General features: G+C 39.2%; 19 protein-coding genes and 2 pseudogenes. 11 read left to right on the top strand and 10 right to left on the bottom strand.

Translation table 11 applies throughout. The features are described from left to right. Positions 1-53: 53 nt before the first annotated feature. Both NSU19_RS15960 and NSU19_RS15955 read right to left on the bottom strand, forming a co-directional pair. Positions 54-203 (bottom strand): hypothetical protein, encoded by a 150-nt coding sequence (locus tag NSU19_RS15960; RefSeq protein WP_339197316.1) that lies wholly within the window; start codon positions 201-203, stop codon positions 54-56. A gap of 40 nt (positions 204-243) precedes the next feature. Further along, positions 244-681 carry a hypothetical protein gene (locus NSU19_RS15955; RefSeq protein WP_339197313.1) on the bottom strand — a complete coding sequence of 146 codons (438 nt, stop codon included), beginning with the start codon at positions 679-681 and terminating at the stop codon, positions 244-246. Between the two features lie 254 nt (positions 682-935). On the opposite strand from NSU19_RS15955, the gene NSU19_RS15950 reads away from it, so the two are divergent. Further along, positions 936-1,694 carry a MerR family transcriptional regulator gene (locus tag NSU19_RS15950; RefSeq protein ID WP_339197310.1) on the top strand — a complete coding sequence of 253 codons (759 nt, stop codon included), beginning with the start codon at positions 936-938 and terminating at the stop codon, positions 1,692-1,694. A 51-nt stretch (positions 1,695-1,745) separates the two neighbouring features. Here the strand turns inward: NSU19_RS15950 and NSU19_RS15945 are convergent. The 7 genes and pseudogenes from NSU19_RS15945 to NSU19_RS15915 all read right to left on the bottom strand — a co-directional run. Further along, a pseudogene (locus tag NSU19_RS15945) lies at positions 1,746-1,904 on the bottom strand (IS3 family transposase); the annotation flags it as partial. A 532-nt stretch (positions 1,905-2,436) separates the two neighbouring features. Then, a complete protein-coding gene (locus NSU19_RS15940) occupies positions 2,437-2,757 on the bottom strand; it encodes a helix-turn-helix domain-containing protein (protein ID WP_339197307.1) in 321 nt (106 codons plus the stop codon). Positions 2,758-2,859: 102 nt separating this feature from the next. Beyond that, positions 2,860-3,054 (bottom strand): helix-turn-helix domain-containing protein, encoded by a 195-nt coding sequence (locus NSU19_RS15935; RefSeq protein ID WP_339197304.1) that lies wholly within the window; start codon positions 3,052-3,054, stop codon positions 2,860-2,862. Between the two features lie 146 nt (positions 3,055-3,200). Next, positions 3,201-3,836 (bottom strand): FMN-dependent NADH-azoreductase, encoded by a 636-nt coding sequence (locus NSU19_RS15930; protein ID WP_311066462.1) that lies wholly within the window; start codon positions 3,834-3,836, stop codon positions 3,201-3,203. 399 nt (positions 3,837-4,235) lie between these two features. Then, a complete protein-coding gene (locus NSU19_RS15925; RefSeq protein ID WP_063386282.1) occupies positions 4,236-4,439 on the bottom strand; it encodes a hypothetical protein in 204 nt (67 codons plus the stop codon). A 5-nt stretch (positions 4,440-4,444) separates the two neighbouring features. Continuing rightward, positions 4,445-4,660: a hypothetical protein gene (locus NSU19_RS15920; RefSeq protein ID WP_063386281.1), complete on the bottom strand. Its 216-nt coding sequence runs from the start codon at positions 4,658-4,660 to the stop codon at positions 4,445-4,447. Between the two features lie 716 nt (positions 4,661-5,376). Then, positions 5,377-6,582, bottom strand: coding sequence for an aminotransferase class I/II-fold pyridoxal phosphate-dependent enzyme (locus tag NSU19_RS15915; protein ID WP_063386280.1), 1,206 nt, complete (start codon positions 6,580-6,582; stop codon positions 5,377-5,379). Positions 6,583-6,729: 147 nt separating this feature from the next. Here NSU19_RS15915 and NSU19_RS15910 point away from each other — a divergent pair, with 147 nt between their 5' ends. The 6 genes and pseudogenes from NSU19_RS15910 (at position 6,730) to NSU19_RS15885 (ending at position 12,566) form a co-directional block, all read left to right on the top strand. Then, the gene (locus NSU19_RS15910) at positions 6,730-7,053 is read left to right on the top strand and encodes an antibiotic biosynthesis monooxygenase (protein WP_063386279.1); all 324 of its coding nucleotides are present in this window, start codon (positions 6,730-6,732) and stop codon (positions 7,051-7,053) included. Between the two features lie 215 nt (positions 7,054-7,268). Beyond that, on the top strand, positions 7,269-8,243 hold the full coding sequence (locus NSU19_RS15905) for a bile acid:sodium symporter family protein (protein ID WP_311066461.1): 975 nt from the start codon (positions 7,269-7,271) through the stop codon (positions 8,241-8,243). Between the two features lie 340 nt (positions 8,244-8,583). After that, positions 8,584-9,537, top strand: a pseudogene (serA, locus tag NSU19_RS15900) (phosphoglycerate dehydrogenase); the annotation flags it as partial. A 103-nt stretch (positions 9,538-9,640) separates the two neighbouring features. Then, positions 9,641-10,870 (top strand): 5-aminolevulinate synthase, encoded by a 1,230-nt coding sequence (gene hemA, locus NSU19_RS15895; RefSeq protein ID WP_144598213.1) that lies wholly within the window; start codon positions 9,641-9,643, stop codon positions 10,868-10,870. A gap of 98 nt (positions 10,871-10,968) precedes the next feature. Further along, positions 10,969-11,466, top strand: a complete 498-nt coding sequence (locus NSU19_RS15890; protein ID WP_094244543.1) for a GNAT family N-acetyltransferase — start codon at positions 10,969-10,971, stop codon at positions 11,464-11,466. Positions 11,467-11,486: 20 nt separating this feature from the next. Next, positions 11,487-12,566 (top strand): Gfo/Idh/MocA family oxidoreductase, encoded by a 1,080-nt coding sequence (locus NSU19_RS15885; RefSeq protein WP_094244544.1) that lies wholly within the window; start codon positions 11,487-11,489, stop codon positions 12,564-12,566. Positions 12,567-12,865: 299 nt separating this feature from the next. Here NSU19_RS15885 and NSU19_RS15880 read toward each other — a convergent pair whose 3' ends face one another. After that, complete coding sequence (locus tag NSU19_RS15880; protein WP_144598212.1) at positions 12,866-13,774, bottom strand: LysR family transcriptional regulator; 909 nt, start codon at positions 13,772-13,774, stop codon at positions 12,866-12,868. A 142-nt stretch (positions 13,775-13,916) separates the two neighbouring features. On the opposite strand from NSU19_RS15880, the gene NSU19_RS15875 reads away from it, so the two are divergent. The 4 genes from NSU19_RS15875 to NSU19_RS15860 all read left to right on the top strand — a co-directional run bounded on the left by NSU19_RS15875 (position 13,917) and on the right by NSU19_RS15860 (position 18,143). Further along, positions 13,917-15,089 (top strand): MFS transporter, encoded by a 1,173-nt coding sequence (locus NSU19_RS15875; protein WP_339197300.1) that lies wholly within the window; start codon positions 13,917-13,919, stop codon positions 15,087-15,089. Between the two features lie 105 nt (positions 15,090-15,194). Beyond that, positions 15,195-16,118, top strand: a complete 924-nt coding sequence (gene glsA, locus NSU19_RS15870; protein WP_311066460.1) for a glutaminase A — start codon at positions 15,195-15,197, stop codon at positions 16,116-16,118. A 21-nt stretch (positions 16,119-16,139) separates the two neighbouring features. After that, on the top strand, positions 16,140-16,544 hold the full coding sequence (locus NSU19_RS15865; protein WP_066247319.1) for a cytosolic protein: 405 nt from the start codon (positions 16,140-16,142) through the stop codon (positions 16,542-16,544). Positions 16,545-16,901: 357 nt separating this feature from the next. Continuing rightward, a complete protein-coding gene (locus tag NSU19_RS15860) occupies positions 16,902-18,143 on the top strand; it encodes a trypsin-like peptidase domain-containing protein (protein WP_082829371.1) in 1,242 nt (413 codons plus the stop codon). Positions 18,144-18,200: the final 57 nt, after the last annotated feature.

The following is an 18,200-nucleotide window of genomic DNA, read 5'->3' as shown; positions in this document are numbered from 1 at the left end:
CATACGTATTCACCGTTTGTTTTGTTTCATTTAATCGCAGCTGCAGGATTCTATTATTCATTTACATCCCAAGTAACTGTAAAGCTTCCTTTCAGCTTGTCGCCTGTGACGATGATATGGTAGATGCTTTTTTCTGCCGCTTTGATTTGATATGTGCTTTCGTCGACTTCTTTCATGGCGACAACGTCGCCGTCTTTGTTCAATACATGAAAACCATGTCCGCCTCCGTTATTGTTTTGAATTTTAACGGAAAAACGTAATCGTTTGACCTTTTTCCGCATAAATCGGAATGGCGTGTTCTCCGTGGAAATAGTCGAAAAGTGCGATATAGCTTGAATTCCTTTTCCATTCGCGCCAATCTTTTTTTACAGTAAAATCCGTGTTTAAAATAATACACAAAATAAACGGAGCACAGATTGCAAAAATATATTTAAAAAATGCGTTTTTTCGCGCCATGTATGTTCCAAAATAAAAAACTAATGAACAAAGAGCTCCGACTGTTCCGCCAACAATCACCATCATCCATCCGAAAGGCAAAAAAATGAGATATCCTGCCAAAACGTAAAAGGCAATTTTAATGGTTCCAGTGATTTTAGGAATTTTCACAGCCAGCAGGTCAATAAAAATAGAACAAATTATTCCGTATCCGTAAAAAATGCTCCAAAGATAAGGGTTATTCAAATCTTTTGAAACTCCATACAAGTCAAAATCAGCTGCAATGAAAAAAACAGTAAAAAAAATAAACAGCGAGAATCCGGCGCCGGTGAATTTGGGTTTAACATAAGAAATAGCATTGAGGATATTTTTTTGTAAAAACACTAAGTGATCACAGCCTTATTTTATTTTCTCAATATTATGTTTATTATAACATTAATTTTTCTCTGTACATTGACGTTGCGTAAAGGTTTATGATGATCTTGTCAGGAGGTGAAAGGATGGAATATACGGTAAAACAATTAGCAGAATTGACCGGAGTTACAACAAGGACATTGCGATATTACAATGAAATTGGGCTTCTTATGCCAGCGAAAATCAATTCATCCGGATATCGCATATATGGGGAAAAAGAGGTTGATAAACTGCAGCAAATTCTTTTTTATCGAGAGCTTGGAGTTGATTTAGATACAATTAAAAAAATCATCAATTCACCATCCTTCGACAGCATGAAAGCTTTAAAGGAACACCGCGAAAAGCTTCTTGCAAAACGCAGGCAGCTAAATTCATTAATCGCAAATGTGGAGAAAACAATAGCGGCAAAGGAAGGAAGGATCACGATGAGCGATAAAGAGAAATTTGAAGCTTTTAAACAAAAATTAATTGAAGAAAATGAAAGAAAATATGGGCATGAAGTTAGAGAAAAATATGGAGGCGAAGTCGTCGATCGATCTAATCAAAAACTGAAAAACATGACAAAAGAGCAGTTCGAACAGCTGAAACAGCTTGAGGAAGAGGTCTTGAATACACTGAATAAAGCATTTGTAACTGGAGATCCAGCGAGCGAGCTGGCACAGAAGGCAGCTGATTTGCATCGTCAATGGCTCTGCTATTTTTGGGATCATTATACGAAGGAAGCTCATAGAGGAGTAACAGAGATGTATGTAGCAGATGAAAGATTTAAAGCGTATTATGATAAAAAACATCTTGGAGCAGCGGAATTTTTAAGAGATGCAGTTCGAATTTATACCATGAATTGAAAAGAATTTTTTACAATTCGGTCTTTGGAATGCTTTCTTTGATGAACCATATTTTAATTCTGTGACATCAGCTACCCATTTTTCATTTGGCTTTTCCGCTGTGAATTCACGATTCAATATATTTTCTGCAACATGTTGAGGAGTAGATCGCTTATAAGATTTCTTCTTTTTTCGAATAACAGATTGTATACCGGCAACTTTCATCAGTCTTTATGATTGAAGTTCTGACCAAGCTTTCGATTTATATTCAACGTCATCCGACGGTAACCATAGATGCCGTCAACTTGTTTTTTGCAAAATAAAAGTGCAGAGAATTGCAAAATCCTTATGCAGTGATTTGCAATGGGGCTTTACATGGAGGAGGAGCCATGATAACCTTTTTGGTTTTGCCAAAACTGTTGAAGCTGGCGCTTGGCTAAAGAATCATGGGTATAGAGGATCCATGTCAAGCCCTTGATGGATAGATCACATATATGTATATTTATTCAAAATTTTGATAAAGATATACTGCAACACTCTGTATTTTTTTCTTGCAGAAAACAGTTAACTTTCTCCTGGAGAGCTTTCATTTCTTTTACGATTTCTTCATTCTGAAGTTCTCGGGAGGAAGGCGAACGTTTTAACCGCTTATAGTAAGCAGCTCGTGAAATACCGGCGATTTCACATAATAAGATTATGCTTAGGTTTTCTTTCTCATGAAGTTCCCGGATTGCGATATACTTGTCTTCAAAACGGATTTGGTTTACTTTCGCCTCCTTTCGATTTCCTCTAACTTTTTTAAAAATAGATTCTCCGCACGTAAGCGTTCATTTTCTCTTTCTAACTTTTTCATCTCCAGTTTCATTTTTTCTTCTGGAGATAACTTTGCTTCTTCTTTTTTTCTTCCTCGTTTGTCTTTCAGCGCTTCTTCTTTACCATTTTCATACTTCTTCACCCATTGATATACTTGTTGATAAGAAACTTCATAAGTCTCTGCTGTTTTTTTATAATCTTTTCCGTTTCCTAAACAATCAAGCACAATTTGTATCCGTTCATTGCAAGTCGTTTTTCTTCCTTTAGTCATAGAGCTTGTCTTTCCTTTCGACGTTAAATCTCTATGGCTATTATACTTCTTCATCCATCGTTGAAGTACCGATCTACTAATACCATATGTCCTGACAATCTCTTACTGTGAGAACTCACCAGATAAATAATCTTTTACAGCTGCTTCAGCTGCTTCCTTAAAACCTTTCCAAGAATTTGAACGTTCTAGACCCTCTATTCCAAATTCCTCAAATTCATTTATCCATTGCCTTAAAGAATATTTAGTAATTTGATGCCTTTTACAAAGCTCTTGATATAGTACATTCTCGGTTTTCATATGCAAGTAAAACTTCAAGTTTGAACTCTGTAGTATATTGCTTATACATAGAAAAACTCCCCCTAAGGTAAAACAGATGTTTTATATTTTAATCTGTCTACCTTAAGGGGAGCATATCATGAAAGATCAGCCTCTTTATTTTTTACTTAAAACGTATGCGCTAAATCTTTTGCTCTCGCAATTGCGTTTTGTTTAATTTCCTCTGCTTTTTCAGGTTGAGCAGCATGTCCTTCTACAAACAAGCCTTCAAATGAAGGAACACCGAAAAATTGCATCACAACAGCCAAATAGCGGTGACCCATTTCCATTTGAGCTGCTGGACCTTCTGAATAAATGCCTCCACGCGCTTGAATATGCAGGGCTTTTTTATCAGTCAATAACCCAACAGATCCTTGTTCAGTGTATTTAAACGTTTTGCCTGCAACTGCAACTGCATCAATATATGCTTTCAAGACGGGCGGAAATGAAAAATTCCATAAAGGTGTAACAAAAACGTATTTATCCGCTTCAATAAATTGTTCACAAAGCTCTGAAAGACGTCCAACTTTCGCTTTTTCCTCGGAAGTAAGCTCATCTAAGCTTTTTCCGGATCTCAGTTTCCCCCAGCCATTTAATACATCAGCATCGATTTGGGGAATATGTTCTTTATATAAATCAAGGTGAATTACTTCATGGTCAGGATTCGCTTCTTTATAGGTTTCGATAAAAGCCTTTCCTGCTGCCAAACTGTAAGATTGGGTGTCATCAAGTGGATGTGCTGTAATGTACAATACTTTTGTCAACGTAAACCTTCCTCTCTTGGTGCAATTTTAGTGAAAAAATAAAATTTATAAATTTTTATTTTGAAAATATTTATTTCGAGATAATTTTATAGGAATTTGTTTTAGATTTCAAATGATTTGTTTGCAAAAAAATTTATCCAAATTTAGTCAAATAATTTGTTTTCAGCTGTCTAATTTGTTTTTCACGTCTTATCGGTCAATAAACATGGCTGATCTACGAATGAGCCTTGATCAGTTATTTTTGATTTTGAACGCTTTCGCCGTGAAAACCGTTTTTCATCCATTTGTTTGGAATATAATTTATTATTCCCTGTAATGTGAAGCTTAGCTATTGCCATCTTCTCCTCAAATGATAAGGCAGCATTTTCTTTACGGAAAGGCAGAGTAAATGCCCGTTTCTTAAATTCTTTTCCAATAATCCCATCGTCCTTCATTTATTTCTTTTTCGATTGTTTTAATATATTTCTTTAGTTCAACGGGCATCTCGTCATTTTCCAGCTCATCCATTGTAAAAGTAATCATTTGCGCACCGCTGAAATCCATGACCTGTACAACTCTTTGCCGACCTTTAAAATATGTTAGCATAATGTGATATCTACCCATTCGTTTCACCCTATTTTTCGTTTTTTTATGGGACCAATTGAAAGAATGTTGGATCGTTTAAACGTTCGGAAAGTTTTTCGAAAGTGGCAGTAAGCGCGAATGTATTTATCGTTAAAGTCTTTTACTGTAATCAATCTTTCTGTTATTACCCCTTGATCGGTCATGTAGATCATCTTTAAAGCAAAACCGTACTTTTTGGCATTCAGCAGCAAACCGTTCATGATTTTCACCTCACAAAAAAGAACGTTTGTTCTATTTTTATTATATGCGAATATATGTTCTGATATGAAGAAGAAAATTTTGGAACGATTCATTTTTTTGGGCATCTTTCTTTAGAATGGAATGGCAGAGATTGAAATCACATGGAGAAGGGAATGCTGTTTTTTTCGAGAAGCGTGCAAGTGGGGAAGTTAAAATCATTTTAAATAAAAAATAGCTGTCAAGCGGGCCTCTATATCGATGATTTATTGACAACACATGCTGTCTTGGAGTGCGTATGTAAAACAAATCAGCTTAACTTTAAGAAGCGAGGCGGAGTGCTGTGTTGACATAACTCATCTGCTCCAAGGATGGGGAGAAACTAATCTTATTTACTATTAATACGGCAAAATTTACATCCCATTAAATAGAACTGATGAAGCAGTTATTTTTTATCATAAGCTGCCAAAGCTTGTTCAGGTAGTGTGTTCAATAGTGATATTTAGAAATGATAGATTTCGAGTGTTTCAAATTGCAAGATGTATGTTTAATAAAATCAAGATTTTTCTGCAAGCACTAGCTCCTAAAATGAAATGCATTTTTAATTGAGGCTGTACAGAAAGTCAAATCTCCATTGAAAACAAAAAATCATAAACTTTCAAAAAGATGAAAGGGGGCGTCAATAAGCCGATAAAACGGCTTATTAGACAGCCCCCGCCATTGTCCGCACATTCCTTCATTAAATTTTTTGCAGAGCTTGTCTGACATCTTCTTTTAAATCTTCGATATGTTCTATGCCGACAGAGAAGCGCACGAAGTTTGCCGGGATTCCTGCGAGCTGCATTTGTTCTTCGTTCATTGTTCCTTCCCACATCGCTGCTGTATGTACAACGAGAGACTCGACTCCGCCAAGGCTTACAGCGTTAGGAGGAAGCTTTAATGCGGAAACAAAGCGCTGTGTTTCAGCATAACCGCCCTTAATGGAAAAGGCAATAACGGCACCAAAGCCTTTCATTTGCCGCTTAGCAAGCTCGTGCTGCGGATGGCTTGGCAGCCCCGGATAATATACCCGTTCAACTTGAGGCTGATTCTCAAGAAATTCGGCTAACGCCAAAGCGTTCGCGTTAATCCGTTCGATCCGCATAGGAAGCGTGCGCAAGCCTCTCAGCAATAGCCAACCATCCATTGGCGAAAGCACTGAACCGATGGAAATATGCGTATTCCAAATACGTTCAGCTAATTCCTCGTTTGTGCAAATTACGCCAGCTGTCAAATCATGATGGCCGCCCATGTATTTTGTTGCACTATGGACAACAACATCAACCCCAAAGTCATGTGGACGCTGATTGATAGGGGAAGCAAACGTATTATCTGCGACAACGATAATTCCATGTTGGCGGGCAAGATCACACACTGCAGCTAAATCTGTCAATACCAATGTAGGATTGGCAGGCGTCTCAACCATAATAAGTTTTGTATTCGGACGAATTGCCTTTTCAAACGCAGAAGTGTCGGATTGGTCAACGAACGTCACGTCAACACCAAATTTCGGCAGCAGCTCATCCATAATTTTCGTTGTGCTCATATAATGATTTTTTTGGGCAATCACATGATCGCCTGCTGCTACAAGCGATAAAATAGTTGTCGCTATCGCTCCCATACCAGAGCCGGTTACTAAGGCTGTTTCAGTTCCTTCAAGATCTGCTACAATTTTTTGAACCCGTTCATGCACTGGGTTTCCGTAACGTGTGTAATATCGCGGATGACGAGGTGTTCCAGCAATTTCAGAAAATTCGCTTGCACTATGTGCCTGGAATGTTGCGGAATAGTAAATAGCAGGATTGACTCCTTTTTCGTCCGTTATAGAATCGTCGCCATGGATGACAATTGTTTCATCTCTGAGTGCTTGAGGATTCCGTTGTTCTTGTTCATTTCTTTTCATTATTTATTTCTCCCTTAAATCAAAGTAATTTTATAGATATTATATATCTATTATTAAAAAAAATAAAACTAGTTTGAGAATTCATTTTTGTTCATTATATGATAAAACAGTATGAAACTTTTCGTTTTGATAAGAAAGGGTGCTTGAAAAATGAATTATACAAAACGTTTAAACGAGTATTACGCCGTGATTTTCACATCGGAAAGAACAGAAGGGGACAATGGTTATGAGGAAATGGCAAAGGAAATGGATCAATTGGTGTCCAAACAGCCCGGTTTTTTAGGAGCAGAGAGTGCAAGAAATGAGAATGGGTACGGAATTACAGTTTCATATTGGGAATCATTGGATGATATCAAACGCTGGAAAGAAAATGCTTTGCATAAAGCGGCGCAGGATAAAGGCAGGAAGGAATGGTATAAACGTTATACAATCAGAATTTGCAAAGTAGAAGAGGAAAGGGTTTTCCATATTTGATAGATACTATAGCCCAGAAGAATGGCCGCTTCCCTAAAAAACCAAGGGAAAAGCATGAGACTAGGTTCATAGTAACTTCGCAAAATGTTTTGACATAGCGCTGGATTGGTGAGAAAAAATTGCATATTATATAATGAAGTAAAGATTGTTCACTATTTGTGAACATTAGGATTGCGCAACTTTTCATTTTAGCTTAACACTGGAGAGAGAGAAAAATGTTAAAAAACATAAACAGCATAATGGAAAAGATGCTTCCTTTTTTAACCCCGTCAAGTGTTGTGATCGGGATTGTATTTTCAACTATATTTGACGATTTTTCTCAGCTTGTTCCGTGGATTTTTGCTTTTATTACGTTTGCGGGCAGTTTAAATCTTAGTTTTCATGCGTTTAAGCAGGCTCTTTTGCATCCGCTGCCGATTTTCGTCGTTCTTTTGCTGCTTCATCTTTTCATCCCGCTTTGGGCGTTTGCTGTCGGCCATCTTGCTTTTCAAGAAGACAGCTTCACAATCATTGGTTTAGTTTTGGCCGTGATCATTCCAACTGGTGTTACAAGCTTTATTTGGGTATCAATCCATAAAGGAAATTTGGCTTTAGCTCTTGCTGTTATATTAATAGATACGTTTATTTCTCCTTTTGTCGTTCCTGCCAGTTTATTAGTATTGGTGGAGAGAACGGTAGAAATCGACGTATGGAATATGATGTCTGGCTTATTTTTCATGATTATCCTGCCTTCCATTTTAGGAATGCTTGTAAATGAGTGGACGAAAAAAGAATTGAAACAGCGTATTGCAGCCGTTTTAAGTCCGTTTTCGAAAATAGCCTTATCGCTAGTAGTGATCATCAACAGTGCGATAGTAGCTCCTTATTTGGCGAACCCGAATAAAAAATTAATTTTGATTGGTTTTTTCGTTTTTTTGATTGCTACAAGCGGCTACTTTTTTTCATGGATGGCCGGGCGTCTATTAAAATTTCAACAGGATGATATCATCACTTTAACGTTTACGGGCGGAATGAGGAATATTAGCGCCGGTGCAGTGCTTGCGATCACTTATTTTCCGCCGCAAGTGGCGGTACCGGTTGTCTTAGGCATGCTTTTTCAGCAGGTTTTAGCTTCTTTTTATGGACGCATGCTTGAAAAAGTTTATCACCATGCGCTTACTGAAAAAAAGTATGCGGCAAATGCAAAATGAACGCTTTTATGCAAAAAAGCATTAATAAAACGTTATGTGAGCATCCCCTTCAATTAAGGCATTTCTGCCTATATTGAAGGGGTTTTTTAAGGGCAATTTCAGGCATTGATGTGTTAATTATTTTATTCGCCAATTGGACGCAGAACTGGTAAGGAGCATCAATAATGACGTTACATGAATCAGCATTTTTTAATAGTATTTTAGTAATATTCACAATTTTAACTATAAATTAACAAAAAAATTAACTTTTTTTTACAAGGAAAATAAAAGCAAATATAGAATTGCTTTGTAAGCGTGCGCTAATAGATCCTAAAAATAAATTACAGGAGGTATTTAAACAATGTTTCGGCTACTAGTCTCTGACAAAGTGAACAATGAAGGACTGAAACCGTTGATAGAATCAGAAGCGGTTGAAGTTGTCCAAAAAAGTGTATCGGAAGCAGAAGATGAACTAAATCTTTTTGATGCTCTTTTGGTGAGGAGCAGCACAAAAGTAACGAAAGAGCTTTTAGGAAAGATGACCTCTTTAAAAATTATCGGAAGAGTCGGAGTCGGTGTAGATAACATTGATATTGATGAGGCAACAAAGCAAGGAGTAATTGTCATTAATGCTCCCAATGGAAATACCATTTCGGTAGCCGAGCATACACTTGCGATGATTTCTTCTTTGATGAGGCACATTCCGCAAGCGAATATTTCAGTTAAAGCAAAAGAGTGGAATCGGTCAGCATTTGTTGGATCTGAACTTTACGGGAAGATCTTAGGCATTATCGGTTTTGGGCGCATTGGTATTGAAGTTGCCAAGCGGGCTAAAGCCTTTGGAATGAAAGTGCATGTATTTGATCCAATCCTAACTCCAGAGAGAGCAAATAATTTCGGTGTCGAAATGCTTTCTTTTGATGAAGTTCTTTCAAGTGCGGACATAATTACAGTTCATGCACCCCTGAACGAAAAAACGAGAGGATTGTTAAATAAAGATACATTGGCAAAAACAAGAAAAGGGGTAAGGATTATCAATTGTGCAAGAGGCGGAATTATTGAAGAAGAAGCTCTTTTAGAAGCTCTAGAAAATGGCCATGTCGCAGGTGCAGCGCTTGATGTTTTTGAAGTCGAACCGCCTATTCATTCAAAATTGGCTGATCATCCGTCAGTAATTGCGACGCCGCATATAGGAGCCTCGACAAAAGAAGCGCAGTTTAAGGTCGCTGCACAAATTGCCGAGGAAGTTTTGCGATTTATAAAAGGCATGCCTGTTAGGTTTTCTGTCAATTTTCCGCCCGTTGCACAGGAGGAGAATATTAACAAACAATTGATTTTACATTAAGAGTGCGGCTGAAAAACAAAAATTACAATTCCTTCTTGAATGGAATTTATATTTATTGGAGGATGATAGAGTTATGTATACAGAAATTCTCAGCGACAAGCTAAATTCGTTGAAGGAAAGAGGGCAATACCGTGAATTTATTACGATTAACCGCATATGCGGCCAGTATCCTTTGGCGAAGTTGAATGGCAAGGAAGATGAGCAGCCTGTTGTTGTTTGGTGCAGCAATGATTATCTGGGAATGTCCCAGCATCCTTTAGTAATTGAAGCGATGCAAGAAGCAATCCGGTTAAATGGAGCCGGTTCAGGCGGATCGCGGAACATAGGCGGCACACACTACCAATACACTTTGCTTGAATCATCATTGGCTGACTGGCACGGTAAAGAGGCAGCACTCGTTTTTCCGACCGGATACAGTTCAAATGATGCAACATTACAATGCTTATTGCGTCTGTTCCCTAATTGCATAGTGTTTTCCGACGAGCTTAATCATGCCTCCATTATCAATGGGATACGAAGTGCAAAAGCTGACCGCGCCATATTTAGGCATAATGATGTCGAACATTTGGAGGAATTACTAGCTTCCCAGCCGCATAATCGAGCCAAAATCATCGTATTCGAGTCAATATATTCGATGGACGGCGATATCGCACCGATTAAGGAAATTGTGAATCTTGCTAAAAAATATAACGCACTAACATTTCTCGATGAAGTTCATGCTATCGGTATGTACGGTCCTCGAGGAGCAGGAATAGCTGCAGAGCTTGGAGTTGCCAATCTCATTGACATTATACAAGGAACAATGGCGAAGGCGATAGGAGTGATAGGCGGGTATATTACTGCATCGGAATTGCTGATTGATGCTGTCCGCTCCTTTGCATCCGGCTTTATTTTTACTACCTCCCTGCCGCCGGCAATTGTTGCTGCATGCTATACAAGCATCGGGTATTTGAAATCTTCTGATAAAGAGAGAAATGAACTGCATAGAAAGACTAATCAGCTAAGAAAGATGCTCGTTCAGGCAGGTATACCGGTAATGCCATCGAGTGTAACACACATTCTTCCTGTAATGATTAGGGATGCAAAAAAATGTAAGGCAGCTGCTCAAAGAATGCTTGAAAAACATAAAATCTATCTGCAGCCTATTAACCCGCCGACAGTTCCTGTTGGTACAGAACGGTTTCGAGTCAATGTTACACCGAACCACACTGAAGAGCAGATGTTGCAGCTAACCGATGCATTAAATGAAGTTTTTTGCCACTTTAATATTCCATTTGCACAATCGGCCGATGTGTTCGCATAATTGGTTAGAGATAACCTATTACAATTCTGAGATAAGAGTAGTCCATAGTTTTTTGCCACCCTTAACGTATACAACAGAATAGGAGAGGATATTTATTCATGGATCATAATTTAAAAATTGTTGCTAGAAAGGCAACCATCAATGATGTTGACATGCTGATTGATTTAAGGAAGCTGTTGCTCAATGAAGGGGCAGGCCACTATGTTTCGAAATCACCCGAAGAACAAATGGCATGGCAGAAAAGCTATCGGAAATGGCTTATTCACAATATACCTGCAAATGAAAAAATGGTAATTGCTGTAGCCCACTATGATGGCGAAACCGAAATATCGGCCTGTGCTATAGGAATCATTGATGAACGTGCGCCGATGAAAGGATGTTTAAACGGACTTGTTGGGTGGGTGCAATCGGTTGTTGTTCACCCTGAACGGCGCCGTAGAGGGTTTGCAGAATGTTTAATGAACTATATTTTGGACTGGTTTCAGGCCAATAATGTTGAAAAAGTTATCTTACAAACAACACCGATTGCAAAAAATTTATATAAAAAGCTCGGATTTATTGATTCAGGCGAAGAGCTTTTAATAAAAGAAATTTAAATGTTAAAGGGGGGCAACTGATGAACGTCTTAATTTGTGGTTTGGGATATGCAGGGACAAGATTTCTTAAAGCTTTTTCCAATATGAATAAAGATATTGTTGGAGCTAGAAAAATCAATTTTGCATATGTTAATAGAAATCCTAAACGCAGGGATATTCAATACTTTAAAGAGGTGGATGCTGCTATTGAACAATTTGAGCCTCACATTATTGTAATTAGTGTAAATGATGAGTTCCACATGGATATAATTAAAAAGTTGGAAGGATACAAAGGCTTTGTTATTTGCGAGAAGCCCTTGGCGAATACGAACGATGATTTAGAGCTGCTGGAAGCGAAACTTAAAAGTGTATCTGGATTCTGTCTTAACCTTATAGAACGTTACTCTGATGCAACCATCGTCTTGAAAAAGTTTGTTGAAGAGCATAATTTGCAGCTTATTCGGGCCAATTTTTACTGGGGAAAGAACAGAATGAATGATTATAGGCCAACTGTAGGTGTGATCAGCGAAATAATCCATCCGCTAGATCTTATCCAATGGATTTGTGCATCCAATACTGATCTGGAGTTAAAGTCTATTCAAGGCACTCGATCAGACTTCTCCGTATCAGGTTCTGACGTACTTGACAGTGCAGCCGTAACTGCATGTTTAGGAAAAGCGGCAATAACCGGGTATAGCAGCTTCGTAAATATTGTCCGAAAGAGAGAAGTCGATCTTGTATTCGCTTCTCCACAAAACCGTCTAATCTTTGCCAATATGGTGTTTGATACACCTGTATGGGATGTTGACCATCTTCGTATATGGGAAAGAACTCCTTTCGGAGAACAGGTCATAATGGACATGAAAACGAATATTGATGACTCGAAGCCTGAACTAAAAACAATACGCAAATTGGTAAGATTGGTTAATGATGTTGGCGGGTATGTAGTAAACGGAGCAGCTCCTTCACAACCGTTTGCTAGCCTTCAAACAGCTTTGAAGCTCCAAAAATTATTAAATACAATAGAACGTGATGCTCAGACAATTGGACCGATAAATTATGTTGTTGGTTCACAACGGGAAATTTACAACGATGAAAATGATTGGGAGCGTCTAGGCTAAATGAATGCAAAATTTCAATTGATAATAATTGTAAATTTATCGGTTTTTTGAACCAATTTTTTAACGGCAAAATGATGTTAAAGACAAAAAAAGAGGAGACAGATACAAGAGTTCTTTCCCCAATCATCAAATCGGCTGCTAAAATGCATTGAAATTTACTTTGGCAGAGAGGGAAATGATTATTTTCATTGTACTCCTGCTTCTTTTTTTATTGCGGTTATTTCAATTATTCTCCTTGTTTAATTAAGGATTTGATAGAGAATTTTAATTGCCAGTATCATTTCATGAGATTATTTCTATTAAACTTGGTGAAAAAACGGAATGACAGATTTTCTCATTAAGTTAAGAAATGCATGAACAGTTGGAGACAAATTTCCACTTTTCCACGCAAAGGCAGTTGAAGTAGTAATTGGGTTGTTGTAAATGTCGCGATAGACAACTTTATTTTTTAATACATGCTGGATAGAGGATGGTACAATCGCTACGCCCATTCCTGATGAAACAAGGGATAGGACTGTAGGCAATTCTTGTGTTTCTTGAACTACTTTAGGATGGAATCCCGCTTGATAGCAACTGTTTATCACAGTATCATAGTGGCTTTGATTTGCCTTCCTTCCCGTCAAAATAAATGAATCGCCCGCCAATTCTTCAAGATGAATCGGGGAAGTGCCGGAAGCTAGCCGATGATCCTCTGGCAGAGCAATCATCATTCGTTCTTGCCGAATAACCTCGAAATGAATTCCGTCATTTTTTATGTTGGCGGGTTGGCAAAGGATTCCTATATCAATTGCGCCCTCATGCAAAGCTTTTAATTGCTCTCTAGTTGTCAATTGTTGCAAATCTATATGAATATTAGGATATGCTTTACGATAGTGCTCTATAATTGTTGGAAGAATATCATAGGCTGATGAGGAAATGAATCCTATCGCTATTTCTCCGACCTCTCCACGGTTCACCCTTTTTACTGATTCGACAGCTTCCTCCAGATCTTTGAAAATTTGATTAACTTTTTCCAAAAACAATTGGCCTTCTTTCGTCAGTTCTACTTTTCTTTTCGTTCGATGGAAAAGAGGCACGCCTATTTCTTCTTCTAATTGTCGGATTTGAAGGCTTAAAGGCGGCTGTGCCATATTTAAACGGGCTGCAGCTTTCCCAAAATGCAAATCTTCAGCAACTGTTAAGAAATATTTCAAGTGGCGCAGTTCCAATTAATCTCCTCCTTTATTAATATTTATAAGATATTAGTAGTTTTATAAATATATATTAGACATATTACATTCCGTCTTGTAAAGTGAAAAATAGATAAATCTTCCGTAAAGATAATTCCGTAAAAATGGAGGCTAAGTTATCATGCAAAAAGTTTTTCTCTTGACGATCGGTATGTTCGCTCTTGGGTTTGATGCTTATGTGATAGCTGGTTTGCTTCCGGATATCGGTGCAACTTTTCATATAACCCCTTCACAAACAGGGCAAGCCGTGAGCGTCTTTACGCTTTGTTATGCACTGGCCGCTCCGGTATTTGCAACACTGCTTGCTGGAAAACCGATGCGCAATATTTTATTGTTGGCGCTCGCAGTATTCTCGATAGGCAACGGGATAAGTGCACTAGCTTCAAATTTTTCCATGTTGCTGATTGCACGAGCAATTGCAGGCATCGGCGCCGGACTTTACTCTCCGCTAGCATCAGCAGCTGCAGCATCACTAGTGCCCGAACAGAAACGCGGCAGAGCACTTGGCATGACTCTTGGCGGCATGAGCACTGGAACAGTCATAGGAGTCCCTCTTGGACTGGTGATTGCGGAACATCTGAAGTGGAATGGAACTCTTTGGGTGATCACTGCACTAGGCTTAATTGCCATGATGGGAATTGCCATCTGGTTTCCACATTTTGCAGCTTCAGCTCCACCTTCACTCCGCCAGCGCGTCGCAATGATGACAAATAGACGGGTTGCAGCAATTGTTGGCATCACTTTTATGACCAGTGTTGCCAGCTTGGGTCTTTACACATATATTGCTGTTATTTTGAATAACTTGGCGGACATTTCCAACAACACGCCATATCTTTGGGCATGGGGAATTGGCGGCGTAGTTGGCAGTTTTTCCATCGGCGCTTTGATTGACCGGACAGGCAAACCGGGTTTGCTCATGGCAGTAATTTTGGCCATAATGGCTTTGTCCATGTTCAGTGTGCCATTCGCCCTTTCATTTCCGATCCTGTCATTTCTGCCTTTCATTCTATGGGGGGCGATGGGCTGGGCATCGCAAGCCCCGCAGCAGCATGAATTGCTTCGCATACAGCCTAATCAAGGTGCAGCGGCCGTTGCTTTGAACAGTTCCGCAAATTATTTGGGCAGTGCAATAGGTTCTCTTCTTGGAGGGATAGTGATGCTGGCTGGATTGGCTCCTTCCCAACTTCCGTTTGCCGCCGGCGGCCTTGCATTAGTGACATTACTGGGACAATGGGGGATTTTATCAAGCAAAAGAAAGCATGGAAGTGAGAGAAAACAATCTATGCAACAATGACTATCTCCAGATTGAATAAACATATCATACTCATTTGTCAAATATCAAAGGGGTTGTTTATAAAATTTTATACAGCGAGCCATACTAAATAATGGTGATGGCTGAATGTACGAAAAAGAAGAATTGATCCGCTTTGTCCAAGAAGCGAAAAAGTATGGGCATCAGGGGAAAGTTGCCAGTTACATACCGGCTCTTGGCAAAGCAAATCCAAATGATTTATCTATTGCTATATATATGCCTGATGGGAGAATCATTGACGCGGGGGATGTAACGGTAAAAGTGACGCTTCAAAGCATTTCAAAAATTATCGCTTTAGCTCTTGTCATTATGGATCACGGTGAAAAGGAGGTATTCCAAAAAGTCGGGATGGAGCCGACGGGCGATCCGTTTCATTCCATTGCTAAGCTTGAGGAAACACAGCCTACAAAGCCGCTGAATCCGATGATCAATGCCGGTGCACTTGCCGTAACGCATATGATTTCGGGAAGAACGGTGAAAGAACGGCTGCAGAGACTCATTCGTTTTGTCCGCAAGCTAACAGGAAATCCAACCATTTCTTATTCGCAAGAAGTCGCTCAATCCGAATTTGAAACCGCGTTTTTAAACCGCTCCTTATGTTATTTTCTTCGACAGCATAATATTATAAACGAAGATGTCGAAGATCTGATGGAGCTTTACACGAAGCAATGCGCCATTGAAATGACATGCATCGATTTGGCGCGCATCGGCCTCGTTTTTGCGATGGATGGGCGCGATCCGTTTACAGAAGAGGAAATCATGCCGCTTGATGTAGCGCGTATTTGCAAAACGTTTATGGTCACCTGCGGCATGTATAATGCTTCGGGAGAATTTGCGATTAAAATCGGGATTCCGGCAAAAAGCGGCGTCTCAGGAGGCATACTCGCATCTGTTCCAAAAAGATGCGGCATCGGCATATTCGGTCCAGCATTGGATGACAAAGGCAATAGTCTGACCGGCATCAAACTGCTTGAATTTTTATCTAAAACATATTCATTAAGTATTTTCTAATATTTGAGGAGGAGACATACGATGCGTGAATTCACTGTTAAATTTCACCTTGAAGATGATATGGAAGAAATGAAAGTGCAAAAGCTGAGCCCGGATGATTTTGAAAGGGTGACAGAAGGAGGGACAAGACATTTGTTTGATCTCGATACAAACATTGGTTTTTTCGTCTTTTTTGACGCTGAGGACAGCGATGGCAATATGTCTTATCTTTCCCTTCGCTACGAGGAGGACGAGGAAGATCCGAGCGAATGCTACCGGTTTGAACTAAAAGACTTTTATGAATTTATAGCTCTTTATCTAAATGACTTAGAATTCGGTGATGAAGTGATGGCGGAGCAGGAGGAAGAGGAAATATACGGCCCCATTCAGCATCTTGCTCATCTTCTTTTCCATGTTGCTGAAGAAGGGAAAACAGTTGAAGTTTGAATACGTTGAATGAAATCCGGGGCATGCATACGAATTCAAATGCCAATTTTTCAGAAGGGCTTATTTTCAATCAACAACATCTATGTGTTTCAGAATTGCATTTTTTGTAATAAATGAAAGTACCGCGGGCGATCCGGATTGATGTTCACCGTTTCGTTAGGGCTTGGCAGGAGAACCGATTTTTGAAAAGTGCTTTTGAACTATGGATTTGGTGAAAAGGTAAGAGGCGCATAATATCGAGTGGCGTCCGATCTTTTTTATATTTCAATGTTTTTTTACCTTTTGTTCATCGTTTCGTCATATTTTTTGCCTAGTATGTCAATAAGACAAACGATGAAGAAGAGGAGGGCTTTTGCTATGGGATATTATGATGAAATAGATCAAAACAATCGTGTGGAAAGAAAAAAGAACAGTTTGTTGAAGCCGGTTCTTTCTTCTTTAATCAGCGGTGTTTTGGGCGGAGCTGTTGTATACGGAGCGTTGACCTACTTGCCATTCCAAGATCATAACAAAGCTTCAAATGAAACAGAGCATGCAGCGGTCAGTCAAAATACAAACGATCAGGAAGCATCTGTTAATGTTGCGAAGATTTCCAATCAAGGCGATATTGCAGAAATAGCTGAAAAACTTTCACCAGCGATTGTCGGCATTTCTAATTTGCAGCAGCAAAGGACAGATTGGTTTGGATCGCGCCAAGATTCTTCCAGCGAAGAAGTGGAAAGCGGAAGCGGAACAGGAATTATCTTTAAAAAGTCCGGCAATGATGTTTTTATTGTTACAAATAACCATGTTATTGAAGGGGCTTCTTCATTGGAGGTAACGCTTTCCAATGGCGATAAGGAAAAAGCAGAGGTAGTCGGTGCTGACTCATTGACAGACTTGGCCGTCATAAAAATTAATAACAATAGTGTTAACACAGTAGCTGAGTTTGGTGATTCCGATAATATACGAGTCGGCGATCAGGTCATTGCAATCGGGAATCCGCTTGGCAGCGATCTTTCTAGAACTGTAACAGAAGGGATTATCAGCGGAGTCAATCGCACAGTGACGATTACAACTTCTGAAGGAGACTGGGCGCTTGATGTCATTCAAACTGATGCAGCGATCAATCCAGGAAACAGCGGAGGCCCTTTAATTAACATGGATGGGAAAGTCATCGGCGTCAGCAGTATGAAAATCAGCCAGGAAGGTGTGGAAGGGCTCGGATTTGCTATTCCAAGCAATGATGTTGTGAAGGCGATCAATCAATTAATGGAAAAAGGAAAAATTGACCGTCCGTTTCTTGGAGTTGCATTATTAAATGTAAGCGAGCTTCCTGAGTATTTCCTTAGAGACACACTCAATTTGCCATCTGACGTTAAAGAAGGTGCGGTAGTTGGAAGAGTTCAGGCAAATTCTCCCGCCGATCAGGCCGGATTGCAGGAAAAGGATGTGATCGTCGCATTGGATGGGCAAAGTATTCACAACACGAGTGAGTTAAGAAAATATTTGTACAGTGAAAAGAAATCAGGAGACTCAGTCAAAGTCAAATTATATCGGGACGGAAAAGAAAAGACCGTCACAGTTACCCTTTCAAGTCAAGACTTATCGCAAACCTGATCGGGAATAGTATTAAAAAGAAAGGGCCCGCAAAAAGTCAGTTCAATTAACTTTTTG

The organism is Aeribacillus sp. FSL k6-2211 (assembly GCF_037966125.1).
Taxonomy (GTDB): domain Bacteria; phylum Bacillota; class Bacilli; order Bacillales; family Aeribacillaceae; genus Aeribacillus; species Aeribacillus composti.
The sequence above is the reverse complement of the archived record's forward strand: the minus strand, read 5'-3'. Positions and strand labels throughout refer to the sequence as shown.

Bases quoted from the DNA above. Each gene is read 5' to 3' on its own strand.
- NSU19_RS15875 (WP_339197300.1), top strand. From the start codon at position 13,917: ATGCAAAAAGTTTTTCTCTTGACGATCGGTATGTTCGCTCTTGGGTTT.
- NSU19_RS15940 (WP_339197307.1), bottom strand. From the start codon at position 2,757: ATGACTAAAGGAAGAAAAACGACTTGCAATGAACGGATACAAATTGTG.
- hemA (WP_144598213.1), top strand. From the start codon at position 9,641: ATGTATACAGAAATTCTCAGCGACAAGCTAAATTCGTTGAAGGAAAGA.
- NSU19_RS15885 (WP_094244544.1), top strand. From the start codon at position 11,487: ATGAACGTCTTAATTTGTGGTTTGGGATATGCAGGGACAAGATTTCTT.
- NSU19_RS15920 (WP_063386281.1), bottom strand. From the start codon at position 4,660: ATGAACGGTTTGCTGCTGAATGCCAAAAAGTACGGTTTTGCTTTAAAG.
- glsA (WP_311066460.1), top strand. From the start codon at position 15,195: ATGTACGAAAAAGAAGAATTGATCCGCTTTGTCCAAGAAGCGAAAAAG.
- NSU19_RS15890 (WP_094244543.1), top strand. From the start codon at position 10,969: ATGGATCATAATTTAAAAATTGTTGCTAGAAAGGCAACCATCAATGAT.
- NSU19_RS15905 (WP_311066461.1), top strand. From the start codon at position 7,269: ATGTTAAAAAACATAAACAGCATAATGGAAAAGATGCTTCCTTTTTTA.
- NSU19_RS15860 (WP_082829371.1), top strand. From the start codon at position 16,902: ATGGGATATTATGATGAAATAGATCAAAACAATCGTGTGGAAAGAAAA.
- NSU19_RS15910 (WP_063386279.1), top strand. From the start codon at position 6,730: ATGAATTATACAAAACGTTTAAACGAGTATTACGCCGTGATTTTCACA.
- NSU19_RS15950 (WP_339197310.1), top strand. From the start codon at position 936: ATGGAATATACGGTAAAACAATTAGCAGAATTGACCGGAGTTACAACA.
- NSU19_RS15865 (WP_066247319.1), top strand. From the start codon at position 16,140: ATGCGTGAATTCACTGTTAAATTTCACCTTGAAGATGATATGGAAGAA.
- NSU19_RS15935 (WP_339197304.1), bottom strand. From the start codon at position 3,054: ATGAAAACCGAGAATGTACTATATCAAGAGCTTTGTAAAAGGCATCAA.
- NSU19_RS15925 (WP_063386282.1), bottom strand. From the start codon at position 4,439: ATGGGTAGATATCACATTATGCTAACATATTTTAAAGGTCGGCAAAGA.